Annotated in this window: 13 protein-coding genes and 1 tRNA gene; 11 read left to right on the forward strand and 3 right to left on the reverse strand. The window is 70.2% G+C overall.

Annotated features, from left to right (window positions below; all coding sequences use genetic code 11):
- Positions 1-28 precede the first annotated feature (28 nt).
- A complete protein-coding gene (gene pgl / locus U7230_RS13980) occupies positions 29-664 on the forward strand; it encodes a 6-phosphogluconolactonase (RefSeq protein ID WP_324718253.1) in 636 nt (211 codons plus the stop codon).
- Between the two features lie 187 nt (positions 665-851).
- Positions 852-1838: a PorV/PorQ family protein gene (locus tag U7230_RS13985; protein WP_324716447.1), complete on the forward strand. Its 987-nt coding sequence runs from the start codon at positions 852-854 to the stop codon at positions 1836-1838.
- Positions 1839-2521: 683 nt separating this feature from the next.
- Here the strand turns inward: U7230_RS13985 and U7230_RS13990 are convergent.
- Complete coding sequence (locus tag U7230_RS13990) at positions 2522-3109, reverse strand: CAP domain-containing protein (protein WP_324716448.1); 588 nt, start codon at positions 3107-3109, stop codon at positions 2522-2524.
- Between the two features lie 235 nt (positions 3110-3344).
- Between U7230_RS13990 and U7230_RS13995 the strand changes: the two genes are divergently transcribed.
- The 4 genes from U7230_RS13995 (at position 3345) to U7230_RS14010 (ending at position 5634) form a co-directional block, all read left to right on the forward strand.
- Complete coding sequence (locus tag U7230_RS13995; protein WP_324716449.1) at positions 3345-3980, forward strand: hypothetical protein; 636 nt, start codon at positions 3345-3347, stop codon at positions 3978-3980.
- Positions 3981-4104: 124 nt separating this feature from the next.
- Positions 4105-4181: transfer RNA gene (locus U7230_RS14000), tRNA-Arg, on the forward strand.
- A 326-nt stretch (positions 4182-4507) separates the two neighbouring features.
- Positions 4508-4939: a DUF4276 family protein gene (locus U7230_RS14005; RefSeq protein WP_404980689.1), complete on the forward strand. Its 432-nt coding sequence runs from the start codon at positions 4508-4510 to the stop codon at positions 4937-4939.
- 131 nt (positions 4940-5070) lie between these two features.
- Positions 5071-5634: a hypothetical protein gene (locus U7230_RS14010; protein WP_324716450.1), complete on the forward strand. Its 564-nt coding sequence runs from the start codon at positions 5071-5073 to the stop codon at positions 5632-5634.
- 81 nt (positions 5635-5715) lie between these two features.
- Here the strand turns inward: U7230_RS14010 and U7230_RS14015 are convergent, their stop codons facing one another.
- A complete protein-coding gene (locus U7230_RS14015; RefSeq protein ID WP_324716451.1) occupies positions 5716-6531 on the reverse strand; it encodes an OmpA family protein in 816 nt (271 codons plus the stop codon).
- 38 nt (positions 6532-6569) lie between these two features.
- Positions 6570-7403, reverse strand: a complete 834-nt coding sequence (locus tag U7230_RS14020; RefSeq protein ID WP_324716452.1) for a motility protein A — start codon at positions 7401-7403, stop codon at positions 6570-6572.
- 261 nt (positions 7404-7664) lie between these two features.
- Between U7230_RS14020 and U7230_RS14025 the strand changes: the two genes are divergently transcribed.
- The 5 genes from U7230_RS14025 to U7230_RS14045 are packed head-to-tail and all read left to right on the forward strand — an operon-like array spanning position 7665 to position 13389.
- On the forward strand, positions 7665-8489 hold the full coding sequence (locus tag U7230_RS14025) for a GntR family transcriptional regulator (RefSeq protein ID WP_324716453.1): 825 nt from the start codon (positions 7665-7667) through the stop codon (positions 8487-8489).
- A complete protein-coding gene (locus U7230_RS14030; RefSeq protein WP_324716454.1) occupies positions 8486-10021 on the forward strand; it encodes a sugar ABC transporter ATP-binding protein in 1536 nt (511 codons plus the stop codon). Before U7230_RS14025 ends, U7230_RS14030 begins: the two co-directional genes overlap by 4 nt.
- A complete protein-coding gene (locus U7230_RS14035; RefSeq protein WP_324716455.1) occupies positions 10018-11004 on the forward strand; it encodes an ABC transporter permease in 987 nt (328 codons plus the stop codon). Before U7230_RS14030 ends, U7230_RS14035 begins: the two co-directional genes overlap by 4 nt.
- A complete protein-coding gene (trpA, locus tag U7230_RS14040) occupies positions 11001-11807 on the forward strand; it encodes a tryptophan synthase subunit alpha (RefSeq protein WP_324716456.1) in 807 nt (268 codons plus the stop codon). The genes U7230_RS14035 and trpA overlap by 4 nt, the downstream gene beginning before the upstream one ends.
- A 28-nt stretch (positions 11808-11835) precedes the next feature.
- Positions 11836-13389 carry a xylulokinase gene (locus U7230_RS14045; protein WP_324716457.1) on the forward strand — a complete coding sequence of 518 codons (1554 nt, stop codon included), beginning with the start codon at positions 11836-11838 and terminating at the stop codon, positions 13387-13389.

Consider the following 13389-nt stretch of genomic DNA (forward strand, 5'->3'; position numbering starts at 1 on the left):
CTGGGCCACTCGGCGCGAGCCGTCGCAGCTGCAACGGCGTGGCTCGTGCGGCGCCTGCGCGACCCGGGCCCCGGCACGGGCACGCTGGTGCTGGCGGGGGGGCAGGACACCGGTGGCCCTCTACGAACGGCTGGCACAGGCCCCCATCCCCTGGGAGCGCCTGGTGCTCGTGCCGAGCGATGAACGGTGCCTCCCCGAAGGAGCCCCTGAGCGCAACGATGTCATGCTGGCCCGAGCCCTCCTCTCCCGGCTGCCGGTGAAGCCCGGGGGGTTCGTGCCCATCCCCGCCCACAAGGGGCCGGCGGTGGCGGCCGCCGAGTTCGAAAAGGTGGCCTTGGGCGTGCCGCCCATCCGGGCGGCGATCCTGGGCCTGGGGGAGGACGGGCACACGGCGAGCCTGTTCCCGGGGGACGAGGCCCTCGAGGCGAGGGGATGGGCGGCGCCGGTGTGGCGGGCGCCCAAGCCGCCGCCCGAGCGGGTGACGCTCACCCTGGAGGCGCTCGGGCGGGCCGACGACGTCCTCTTCCTGGCGTTGGGGACTGCCAAGGAGGATGCGCTGCGGCGCTGGATGGCCGGGGAGGCGCTGCCCGCGGCGCGGGTGCACCCCCGAAAGAGCCTCGCCGTCTTTACCGATAGAGATCCTGCCTTCTCGTCACAGCGTTGAGGGCATCCCGTCGCATTCGAAGCACAGGATGACGCCCGCACGCCAAATGACCCGGGCCGGGGTCGCGAGGTGCCCGGACCGGGCGGCGGCGTCGCAACGACAACTGCCGGCGATTTCCGACAGGACTGGCGAGCGCTCTCCGAGAAGGCAGTCGCTGAGACGTCTGGAGACGAGAGGTGGGGCCAGGGTGGTAAGCATGCGAGGCCTGGTCGGAGCAGTCGGGATGGGGATGACCCTCGCCCTGGCAGTAGTGGTCGCCGGCACCTCCACCGGTGCGCAGGCAGCTCCGGGCACTACGTCATCTGCGGGTATCGTGTCGCTTTCAGAGATGGCGGATCCTGGGGGCTTGGGCACGAGCGCCAGGGTTGCCGGCATGGGCGGGGCGTTCGTGGCATTGGCGGATGACGGCGCCTCCGTTTTCTACAACCCTGCCGGCCTGGCGTTCCTGGAAGGACCCGAGATCCAGGGTGCCTACGCGTCGGGGCCGGCCGGGACGCCGGGAGGGCAGCCGGCGACCCGGGTGGGTGGGCTCGTCGCGACCCGGCACGTCGGGTTGGGAGCGACCCGGCTGGCCGTGCCGGGGGAGGGCGGCGATCTCGAGAGCTGGGACGCGACCGCCGCTGTCGCTGCCCGGATGTGGGTCGTCGGCCTGGGCGTCTCGGGCCACTACCTGGCGTCCGCGATGGGCGGGGCCGACCAGGAGCGGGGCTGGAGCGCCGACGCCGGCGTCCTGGTCAGCGCCGGGCCCTTACGGGTAGGGGCCGTGATGCGCAACGCCGCCGGCAGCCTCACGGGGGCAGACCAGACCCAACGGGACGTTTCGGGCATGCGCCAGGTGGCGTATGGGGCGGCCCTGAGGCTCGGCTTTGCCAACCTCGCGGCAGACTACGTGCAGCCGCCCTCCGGGTGGGGGGAGGATGCCCCGGCGGTGGTGCGAGCGGGAGCCGAGATCAGGTTGGGGCCAATCGCCTTGAGGGCTGGCGGCTCCCGGCCGCAGCGTGAGGACTCCTCTTTCCCGTTCCTCAAAGAACGGCGCACCGTGGGCGCCTCCCTCCAGCTGGGGGGCCTGCGCCTCGACTATGCGGCGTCAGAGCCGTGGAACGATGGCGACCCTCTCTGGGGAGCGCACCCCCAGGACCGCGTCCAGAGCCTCGGGCTGCGGGCGGCCTTTTAGCCTGGTGTCCTGCCGGTCGCGTCGGGCGAGACGGCCAGGGTCCTTCGAGGCCGGGACCGCGCCGGGCCCATGCGGTACGTTGCCATGCTGCGCGCGGCGGGCTCCGCGCTGCGAGGTGCCGAGCCCGAGTGCGTGGCGCCCCTGACCCAGGGGGATTCCGGCGTCACGTACGAAGAGGCCCGGGGTTGAAGGCTGCGCGGGTAGTGTGACCGGCTGGCCGGGGGCGAATCGGCCGGTTCATCCGGAGACGAAGGGGAGTCTGGCTGCGAGGTGTCCGCCGGCGAGGGAGGCGCAGGCGCCGTTGAAACCTCCTTCGGACCGGACTGGACGACGGGCTCGGCCCTCTGCGCTCTGCGCGGGGGGCTTTGAGCGGCTGACGCCAGCATGGCCCAGACGAGGCGCTCCGGGTAGAGGCCCGTCAGGTCCGTATCGGGGAACCTGACCGCCCCGCCTCGCGGATACGAGTTCGCACCGCTGCCCTCCGGCGTCGCGTCGACCAGGCGCTGGTTGCAGTTGCAGCCCATGTCACGAGTTCTCTCCTTCGGGATCTCAGTGCCGGTGCGCGTCCGTCTCGCGCCCGGCGTGCTCCATGGTATGAGACGTGAGCCGGGAGGGGGTCTTGCCAGGCCCCCTCCCGGCTCCCAAAAACCGCTACGAGCGCGGCGCGGCTCGTCGCGGCTCGTCTACCGAAAGAGCTGGACGACGAGGATGCCCCCGTTGCGGCTCCTCGCGATACCGATCCCGACCTCTGTGTAGCGCGGGTCCAGCAGGGTCTTCGCATGAGAGGGGCTACCCATCAACAGCCAGTGCGCCGTCTCCACGTTCGGGGCTCCCGTGAGGTTCTCAGCCAGGTACGGGTAGACGTAACCGGGCACGTAATGGTTGGAGTATCCGTTGGCCACCATGTATTCGGCCTTCTGCTGGGCCATGCTGCTGAGACCCTGGTCGAGCCGGAGCGGCCCCGCGCCGGCTCGAGCGCGTGCCTGGTTGATCAGGGTGAGCATCCGCTGCTGGTCCGTCCCGGCCGGGTTCGGAGTCGGAGCCGGGGGCGCCGGTTGATCCGGCGGCAGCGTGGGAGCAGCAGGAGTCTGCGGAGCGACGGGCGTCTGCACCACCGAGGAACCATTGGGGCGATACCGCTGGTAGAACGTCCAGTCGTAGATAGACCCGGATGCGGCTGCTTTCTCCGGCCCGACCAGGCCGAGGGCGGCCGTCACCAGCAGCAGGAGCAGACTCGACAGGAGAACGGTGCACGAGGGCTTGCGAGGCACTTCGGTGATCCCCCCAACTCGGCATTTCCTCCGCCGATTCTAGGGGACAACCTCCGGCCGCTCACTAGGGGATTGCTGAGGCCGGTGGGGACTTGACCCAGGCGGCCGCCCGATCGGATCCCGATCCTCCCCGTGGGGAAGATGGTGCCCCCGCACCAGGCAAACCTGGGCTTGGTTTCATAGGATGCCACCGCTTCAGGGATTCGCGACGCACGAGAGGAGGAGAATCGACCCCATGCAGGACGCGGAGCCCTCCGTTCTCGCAAGCCAGAAGCCAACGGAGTCGCTCTCCAAGAAAGAGCAGGTGTGTATCCTCGCGCTGAAGGTCTTCGACTGGTGCGTCAAACCGCTGACGGAGACGGACTGTTTCACGATCCCGGCGGAGTGCGCCCCACCCGTGCCCCCGGATCTCCCGGTAGAATGCCGTATCGTCGGCCTCACCGCGAGCATCGTGGCCCAGACGCCGGGCCCGGAGAACATCCACACCGTTACGGCCCGTGTCGACAAGGAGAAGGAGATCACCATTCTCGAATCCGTGGAGCCGCGGGTGGTCCGCTGCACCTTCACGGTGACCGCGACGTCGTTCCACACGACGACGCTGTTCGCGCCGCCGGGCACCACCAAGCAGGTGGAGGTATCGGGCGAGTGCGGGCCCTGCCGGATCTCCGCCGACGGCCGCACGGTCTGCTGTGAGGAGGCCATCTGCCTGCAGTTCGAGTCCAAGGCCCCCATCAAGCTCTGCGTACCGGCCGAGCTGTGTACCCCGAGGGTTTGCACCCAGGCGCAACCGCCGTGTCCACCCACGCCGCCAGATCAGCGCGTACCCTTGTGCGGGCCGCCGTATCCGGCCAATGCCCCGTCACATGCTTGAGCCCGCGAGGAAGACCCGCCGGACGTTCCCCGCCGGGAGGGTGCTGCTGCACGCTCCCGGCTCTTGTTCGGTCCGGACTCTTGGCGCATGGCCGACGCGGGTGGTAAACTGCTGTTCGGCGGGTGGGCCCGTAGCTCAGGCGGACAGAGCAGCGGTTTCCTAAACCGCGGGTCGGGGGTTCGAGTCCCTTCGGGCCCACCACTTCTGGCAAGGCTCCCGAGCGACGGGGCGGCAGGGACTGCGCGGGGCTGCGCCACTGTCGCCAGGACGTGAAAAACGCCTCCTGCGCACTCCGGACGTTTGGCACCGCCGTGGGTTGTCTGTGCCCGCTTGAGTTTCCCGCAGCGACCGTCGTTGGGCCGGCCTTTTCTCGTCGGAGCCACGCTCGACGCCGGCGTTCCCGGCTTGCATACTGGCTACGGCGGGTGTCGTATCGGTGACAGCAGGGAATTCGGAACCGGCCCGCCTGGATCGCGTAGCGTTCAAGAACTACAAGAACATGGGTTCACCTGGAGCGCGCGCTCCGGCTGGCTCTGGTCAAGGTAGACGATCCCGCCATCCTCGTGCTCTTCGATGCCGATGACGATTGTCCCGCAACGATGGGTCCCGGGCTTCTTCAAATGGCTGAGCAAGTACTGGGCCGACAGGCGCCCGTCGCGGTGGTGCTCGCAAAGGCGGAATACGAGACCTGGTTCGTGGCATGTCTTGACCAATTGCACGGGAAGAGGGGCATTCGAAGAGACGCCCGGGTACCCCACGACCCTGAGGCCATTCGGGGAGCCAAGGAGTATCTCGAGCAGCAAATGACGCCGGGGCGCTTCTACTCTGAAACCGTGGATCAGCCGGCCCTGACGCAGCTCATCGACGTCGAGCGCACCCGATCCCGCTCGCCTTCGTTCGACAAGCTGTGGCGAGAGGTCGAGCGGCTCGTCCTGCGGGGCCGTCCTTCTCCTTCCTGAGCGACCTCGATCGGGCTCGCGGCACCACGTCCACCCCTCGGGCGGGCGCATAGCATGAGGCCGGCCGCTCCCGCAAGGATGGCGCAGCGGCCTGCCTTGCGCGAAGCGGCCTGAGGAGGTGAACAGGCGTCATGGCGCTGTTGCTGCGGGCGTATACCACTCCTGCCAACACTACGGCGACGCCGCCGGGCGCGCCCGCCGTGGCGGTCAGCGCACCGTTTCCGCTGTGGCCCCGGATCAACGACAACGTCGTCGACGGCACGCCCGTGAGCTACCTCTGGAACGTCGACCCGCTCACCCAACCCGACGTCGATGCCGGGCAGGTCGTCACCTTCACCACCACGCTGGCGTTGCCAACCCTGATAGCGGCCGTGGCCGCCACCGTCGTCGTGGCCGTCTTCGCCGATAACGGATCGACGACCAGCCTGGCCCTCAACGGGGTGCCGGTCTCCTTCTCCGTCGTCAACCCTCTCGTCAACGGCGGTCCCGTCGTGACCTTCGGGGAGGACAACGCGCCTCCCTACTTCTGGGACAACGTCGTGGTGGGCGTGGCCGAGGTGACGCTGGCCGTGGGGGCCAACACCCTGACCCTGACGACCACGGTAGCCAACTACGCGACGCCGGGCATACCGGCGATCAGCAACCCTGCAGGGTACCTGGCAGAGGTCCGCGTCTACGCTCCCATCGCAGTCTGAGCGCAAGCCCCCCGAGCCCGGCTCGCGCCGGGCTCGGGGCCCTGGCCAGATCACGGCTCGTGCGCGTGGGCGCAGGCCCGTTCAATGCGGCGGAGCGACGCGCTCGCCGAAGCCCACGCGCACCCGGTCCCTCAGCACGACGATGTCGACCCGCCGGTTGCGTGCCCGCCCGTCGGGCGTGCGGTTATCGAAAGCCGGCCGGTACTCCGCGTACCCTACCACCAGGAACCGCCGTGGATCCAACCCCTCCACTTCGACCAGGTAGCGAACCACTTCCGTCGCCCGGCGGGTGGAGAGTTCCCAGTTGGACGGAAACGCGGCGTTATGAATCGGGCGGTCGTCGGCCGACCCCTCCACGCTGATGTCATAGGGGAGGGCCCGCAACCGGAGCGCGACGGTGTGGAGGGTGGCCTTTGCCTCGGGCTTCAGTACAGCCTGCCCCGTGTCGAACAGCGCGCTCCCGAGCATGCTCAGCACGACGCCGCGTTGCGAGGCATAGACGACGAACCGTCCGTCCTGTGCGAAGTCGGCGGCCAGGTTACGACCCAGGCGGGCAAACGGATCTTCGGACGCCGCCGCCTGCGGCGCCTCGTCCGAGGACGTATGCTCCGAGCCCGAGGACCCGGGAAGCGGTGTCTCGGGAGCCACGGGGAGATCCCGCGGTACCGGCACCGCGCCGGCCCCCTCCCCCGCCTGCCCACCGCCTTCTCCCGGTAGCAGGCCCGCCCCGCCTCCCAGGGCCATCTGGAGCGAACTTGCCAACCGGGCGTACCGCTGCTTGTCGATGTTGGCCATGGTGAACAGCACGATGAAGAAGATCATGAGCAGGGTGATCATGTCGGCGTACGTCAGAAGCCACCGCATGAGCCCGCCACCACCGTGCGGGTTGCCCGCCATGGCTGCGCCGTCCCCCCTTCCCGTGTCGCTGCGTCCCGTCAGTCACGCTGCGGGTGGTCGGTGGCCATATCCATCTCGCCTGGTGCAGCAGGAGCGGGAGCCCACGTGCTCCGTTGCGCCCGGCCCGATTCGTCCCGAAGGTAAGTCTCCAGCTTTTCACGCAGCCTGCTCGGTGTATCCCCGGTGTGGATGGCGGTGACGCCGAGGATGATCATCCGGGCATGTTCTTCGAAGCGTTCCGCCTGGCCCCGGAGTTTGGTACCCAGGGGCAGCCAGAAGAAGTTGGCCGTGAAGATGCCGTAGAAGGTGGCCATGAAGGCGGCCGCGATCGCCGGCCCGAGCCGCTCCGTGTCGCCCAGGTTGCTCAACACGTGGACGAGACCCATGACCGTCCCGATAATGCCCACCGTGGGGGCATATCCTCCGGCTTGCTCCAGGACGGCGGCCATGGACTCCAGCCGGCGGCGCTGGATCGCGACCTCCTGGTCGAGCACTTCCCGCACCGCCTGTGGATCCATCCCGTCGATGACGAGGCTGAGCCCCCGGCGCAGCAGGGGGTCGCCGAACTGGGCCAGCCGGTTTTGCAGCTCCAGAAGGCCCTGCTTACGCGCGGTGTCGGCGATTCCCACGATCTCCTCGGCGATGGCCGCGCGGTCTTCCCGTGCGGCGGAAAACGCCCTTGCCACGGCCTTGGGCAGCATGGAGAAGTCTTTGGTACGAAACGTCGTGAGGGTGAAGCCCACGGTGCCGCCGAGGACGAGGATGAGCGCCGAGGGGTTCCAGAGCTGGGCGAGGCTGCCGCCTTCCATGAAAATGGAGACCACGAGAGCTACCAGCGCGAGCGCCATACCGAGCGGTGTGGCCGCGTCCATCCCCCTACCCCCCGACCCAGTGGATCGACCTGCTCCCGTCCGATCTGTAGCGGTGGTGGGGAACCACGCTCGGGTTGGGCGGAGCATCGTCGCGGACGCCGCCCGGTTCCCTACCTGGGTGGTCGTCGGGGCCCCCTCGAGGCTCATGATGGCTCGGTTCCGATGCGGCTCGGCCGTGTAGGTTCTGCGGCGCCCTCCCGGGCGCCCGGAGGCCGCGGAAGGAAACAGCGGTCGCGCGGCGAAGAAGAGTTCTAGAACACCATGCGACGCACGGCGGTTCCCGCTCGGTACCAATCCGTTGCCCGCACCCTGCGCCAGCGCCTCCTGGACGGGGAGTACCCGCCGCGCTCGCGCCTACCCAACCAGCGCCAGCTGGCCCGCCAGTTCGGCACCACGCTGATGACGATCCGGCAGGCGCTGGCGCTGTTGCGCGACGAGGGGCTGGTGGAGGCCCGTCACGGCCGGGGCACCTTCGTCGCCGACCTGGGGAGCATGCAGGACCCCATCTACCTGGCCAGCTTCGCGGAAGTGATGGCGCAACGCGGTATCGACGTAGAGACCGTCATCGTGTCCCGAGCGGTGGAAGCGGCCTCCCCCGCGGTGGCGGATGCGCTCAGGCTGCCGCTCGACCGGGGCCGGGTGGTGGCGCTCGGCCGCGTCCGCCGGGTGGCCGGCGTGCCGATCGTTTACCAGCGCTCGTTTCTGCCGGGGTCGCTGGAGGCTCTGATGGCTCGTTACGACGCCGCGGTCCCGCTCTACGCGTTCCTGAGGGACCACGCCGGGATCGTGGCCGTGCGTTCCGTCGAGATGCTGAGGCCGTGCACCCTGGGCCACGAGGAGGCGGCCATGTTGCAGGCGCCCCTCGCGACCCCGGCCTTTCACTCCGTCCGGGTCAGCTTCGACGGGGACGGCAGACCGTTTCTTTACGACGAGGCCGTCCTGCGCGGGGACCGGGTGGAGCTGCGCATAGCCCAAGAGGGCATCCACGCCAGCACTTCGTATCACATCCTACCCCCCGGTACCGGGAAGGCCCCGGCCGTATGCGCCATGACGGCACAGCCCACGGGAGGCGAGGGCCCACGATGAACCCACTCCTGGTGGCCAGAGGCCTGGTCAAACAGTTCCCGTCCCTGCGGGCACTGGACGGGGTCAACCTCACCCTTCGCCCTGGCGAGGTGCACGGCCTCGTGGGGCAAAACGGAGCCGGCAAGTCGACCCTCATCCGGGTCCTGACGGGAGTCATGCAGCCGGACGAGGGCAGCATCGAGGTGCATGGCCGGCCCGTGCGTTATCGATCTCCCGCCGAAGCGCTGGCGGACGGCATCGCGGTGGTCCATCAGGAGCTCAGCGTGGTCCGGACCCTGGACGCCGCTGAAAACCTGTTTCTGGGAAGGCCGTACCCGCGCCGTGGCCTCTCTCCGTTGGTCGACTGGGGCCGGCTGCGCGAGACTGCTCGCACCACCCTGCATCGCCTGCACCCGGACATCCCTGTGGACGTGCCGGTGGGCCGCCTCTCCCCGGCCCTCCAGACGCTCGTCGCCATCGCCCGGGCGTTGTTGGCGGATGCGCGCGTCCTCATCCTGGACGAGCCCACCGCCTCGCTGGCTCCCGAAGAGGTGCGGCACCTCTTTGACGTGATCCGCGCCTTGCGGGAGGAAGGGAGGGGGATCCTCTACGTGTCGCACCGGCTGGGTGAGGTGCTCGAGTTGTGCGACCAGGTCACCATCCTGCGCGACGGACGGGTGGTGGCGAGCCGCCCGGCCCCGGATCTGGACGCCGCGGCGACCGTCCGCCTGATGACGGGCCGCCGGGTCGACGGGGCCGCGGCCTCAGCCGTTGTCGCCCAAACGGCGGCCGGAGCGAAGACGCCCTCGGAGGCCACGGCTCGGCCTCTGCTCGAGGTGCGTCACCTGAGCGGGCGGCGGGTTCGGGACGTCTCGTTCTCGGTGTATCGGGGTGAGGTGGTCGGGGTGGCCGGTCTGATGGGCTCAGGCCGCTCGGAGCTGCTGCGGCTGTTGGGCGGCGCCGAGCGCCCGGCTGCGGGGGAGATCCGGTTGGAAGGCCGGGTCGTCACGCTTCGGTCGCCGGCACAGGCGTTGAGGATCGGCATCGCCCGGGTCCCCGAGGAGCGGCGAGCCCACGCGCTCATCGCCAAAGCGTCCGTTCGGGACAACATCACCCTGGCCCACCTCGGGGAGTTTGCAGCCGGCGGATGGTGGCTGCGCCTTGGCCGGGAGCGCCAGGCCGCCGCGGCCATGGTGAGCCGCCTGCAGATTCGGGTGCGGGATCCGGGGCAGCCCATCTGGCAGCTATCCGGCGGTAACCAGCAGAAGGCCGTCTTCGCCCGCTTCTTGCTGCGGCCGCCACGCCTGTTGCTGCTCGACGAGCCAACCCGGGGGGTCGACGTGGCCACCCGGTGGGAGATCTACCGGCTGGTGCGGGAGCTCAAGTCTCATGGCACCGCCGTGCTGATGGTCTCTTCGGAGCTCGCGGAGGTGCTGGAGATGTCCGACCGGATCCTGGTGCTCCAAGACGGCCGGCTCGTGACCACGCTGGACGGAGCGACGGCCACGGAGCAGGCGCTATCCATCCACATGGTCGGGAGGCAAACCGCATGACGAGCGTTTCCGAGGCCCCCGCCGGGACGTCTTTGCGGTACCGCTGGCGGCTCCGCCCGGCGAGCTATGGGACCTTCCTCGGGTTCCTGTTGATCCTGGCGCTCTTTTCAGCGCTGCGCCCGGACGCTTTCCTCAGCCCGACCAACTTGCGCAATATTCTGGAGCAAGTGGCCATCCTGGCCGTCATCACCGCGACGATGACCATCGTCATGGTGGCGGGCGACTTCGACCTCTCCGTTGGGTCGCTCGCGAGCCTGGCGGGGGTGACGACCGCCTCGCTGCTCGTGCGCGGGGTCGGGGTGCTGCCGGCGGTCGCGGCCGGATTCCTGCTCGGAGCCGCGGCCGGAGCGCTCAACGGACTGCTGGTGGCCTACCTCGGGCTTTCGGCGTTCGTGACGACCCTGGCCACGATGACCGCCTTCCGGGGGCTGGCGCTGTGGTACACGGACGGCTCCACCATCTTCGGCTTGCCGGACGCCTTCCTCGGGCTCGGCCAGGGCACCGTGGGGCCCGTCCCCGCGCCCGTGATCGTGATGGCCCTGGCCATGGCGGCCGTGTGGGTGGTGCTGGCCCAGACCACCACCGGCCGGCGATGGTACGCCGTCGGAGGGAACCCCGAGGCGGCGTATCTCTCGGGGGTCAACGTACAGCGTCTCCGCTTCGGGGCTTTCGTGCTGTCCGGGATCGGGGCGGCCGTGGCCGGGGTGGTGCTGACGAGCCGGCTCGCCTCCGCTCATCCCCTGGCCGGAGAGCCGTTCATGCTCACCTCCATCGCGGCCGTGTTCCTGGGGATGACCATGTTCAAGGACGGCCAGCCCAACGTGCCCGGCTCTCTGGTCGGCGTGTTGATCCTGGGCGTGCTCAGCAACGGCCTCAACATTCTCCAGGTCAACACCTACATCCAGGACGTGCTCACCGGCCTCATCATCGTAGCGGCCGTGCTCGTCTCCCGGCTGGCCGGAACGGGCGGGCGCCGCTCGTGATCACCCCGCGGGCGGGCACGTCTCTTTCGGAGGCCTTTGCCTCGGCGCGGCGCGCAGGGCGGCGGGCGCTCATCGGGTACCTGCCGGCCGGGTTTCCCGACGGAGACACCTTCGTGGACGTCGTCCGGGCGGCGGCGGGGGCAGGGCTCGACGTGCTGGAGCTCGGCCTGCCGGTCGCCGATCCGTATCTCGACGGCCCGGTCATCCAGGCCGCGCTTTCCCGGCAGCGGGCCGCCGGCGTGACCTTGCCGGAAGCCCTGGCGCTCGCCTGCCGGGTACGACGGGCGGCGGGCATCCCCGTGGTGGCCATGGGCTACGGCAAGCAACTGCCGGAGCCGGCGAGCGCACTCGTGCAGGCCCTGGCGGAGCGCGGCATCGACGGGGTGTTGCTGCCGGACCTGGATGAACGCGAGTTCGAAGCCCTGGCGAAGGCGGCCGCCGGGGCAGGCGTCGCAGCGGTGGCCTTCGCTTCGGCGGACTTACCCGAAGAGGCGCTGCAGCGCAGGGTGGCCGCTTGCGGCGGGTTCGTCTACGTGCAAAGCGGCGCACGGCGTACGGGCACACCCATCGACCCCGGCGAGGCGGGCATGCTCGTGCGGCGCGTGGATGCGGCCCGGGCCGGCCGCCCCATCCCGCTGGCCGTGGGCTTCGGGATCCGGGGGCCCGGGGACGTCCGGGCGGTGGCCGAGTTGCCGGTGGACGGGGTCATCGTCGGCACGGCCCTGGTCGAGGCCGCCGCGTCGAGCACCGAAGCGCTTCGCCGGGCGGTGCGCCGGCTCGCCGAAGCCGCCACCGGCCGCTGAGGCCATAGGCGAAAGGAGGAGCGCCTGCGTGACAGGAGAGGAGGTGGTCGCCTGCGTCGACGTGGGCACCACGGCCACCAAGGTGGCGCTGATGCGCCGGGACGGTGCCGTGGCGGCATCGGCGGCAAGCCGTGCCTATCCGACCATCACCGGCCCGGGCGGGCGAGTGGAACAGGACCCCGAGCAATGGTGGGCGGCGACGGGCGAGGCGCTGCGAGCCTGCGCGCCGCAACGCTTCCGTGTCGAGGCGCTGGTGCTGGGCGGCCAGATGCAGGACCTCATCGCGGTCGGCGTCCCTGCCGGGGAAGGCGAGAGGGTGGGCGGGAGCCGCGAGGCGCCGGATGATGGCCCGGGGACGCAGGAGAGATGGGGCGTGCTGCGGCCCGCCATCCTGTACGCCGACGTGAGAGCGACTCAGGAAGCGGAGCGTATACGCGCAGTGGTCGGCGCGCGCCGCTGGCACCAGTTGACCGGCAACCTTCAGGACGCCTCGAGCCTCCCGGCCAAGCTTCTGTGGCTGCAGCACCACGAGCCGGAGATGTACCGCCGGGCCCGGGCGATCTTCCTCGGCGCGCACGACTACGTCACGTGGCGGGCGTGCGGGGCGGTCGTGACCGACCCCACCACGGCGTCCACGACCGGCCTTCTCGACCTGGCGACCCGGCGATGGGCCCTCGACCTGCTCGAGGCGGTCGGCCTCCGGGGCGACTTCCTTCCCAGGCTGGTGCCACCCAGCGCGGTGGTGGGGGCCCTGTCCAGGGAAGCGGGCCGCCACCTGGGTTTACCGGCTGGGACCCCGGTCGTGCACGGCGCCGGCGACGCGGCCACGACGGCCCTGGGCGCCGGGGCGGGAGACCCGGGCCCGAGTTTCCTGTACCTCGGGACCAGCGGATGGCTTGCCCGGACCACCGGCGGCAAGCGGGCCGACCCGGATACGGGGGTCTTCACGCTGGCCCACCCGGAGCGCGGCAGGACCCTGCTCATCGGGCCCATGCTGACGGCGGCGGGCAATCTGGAGTGGATCCGCCGGGCCCTGGGAGGGCCCTCTTACGACGAACTCTCCGAGCTCGCCGGATCCGCCCCGCCGGGAAGCGGCGGCGTCCTCTACCTTCCCTATCCGGCGGGCGAACGCTCCCCTTTCCGCAACGCCGGGGCGCGAGCGTCGTTCGTGGGCATCCACCCGGCCACGGAGCGCGCCCACCTGGTGCGGGCGGTCATGGAGGGCGTGGCGTTCGCGTTTCGCACCATCGCAGAGGCCATGGGGGAGCCTGCGCGGAGTGCCGAGCCGTTGCTGGTGGCGGGAGGGGGCGCGCGCTCAGAGGTGTGGTGCAGCATCGTTGCCGGCGTCATGGGACGGCCCGTGCACCGCCTGGCGCGGGCCGAGGACGTGGGAGCGCGGGGCGGCGCCATCCTGGGAGGCATCGCCCTGGGGTGGTTCAACTCCTATCGCCCGGCGCCGGGATTTTTCCCCGTGGACAAGGTGTTCGAGCCGGGTGCCGATACGCCGGAGTATGAGAGCTCGTACCGGCGGTTCCGTGAGGTCAATCCTTATCTCGAAACGAAGAGGGGGTCCATGCAATGA

The sequence above is a fragment of the Limnochorda sp. L945t genome, from assembly GCF_035593305.1.
GTDB lineage: Bacteria > Bacillota > Limnochordia > Limnochordales > Geochordaceae > Carboxydichorda > Carboxydichorda subterranea.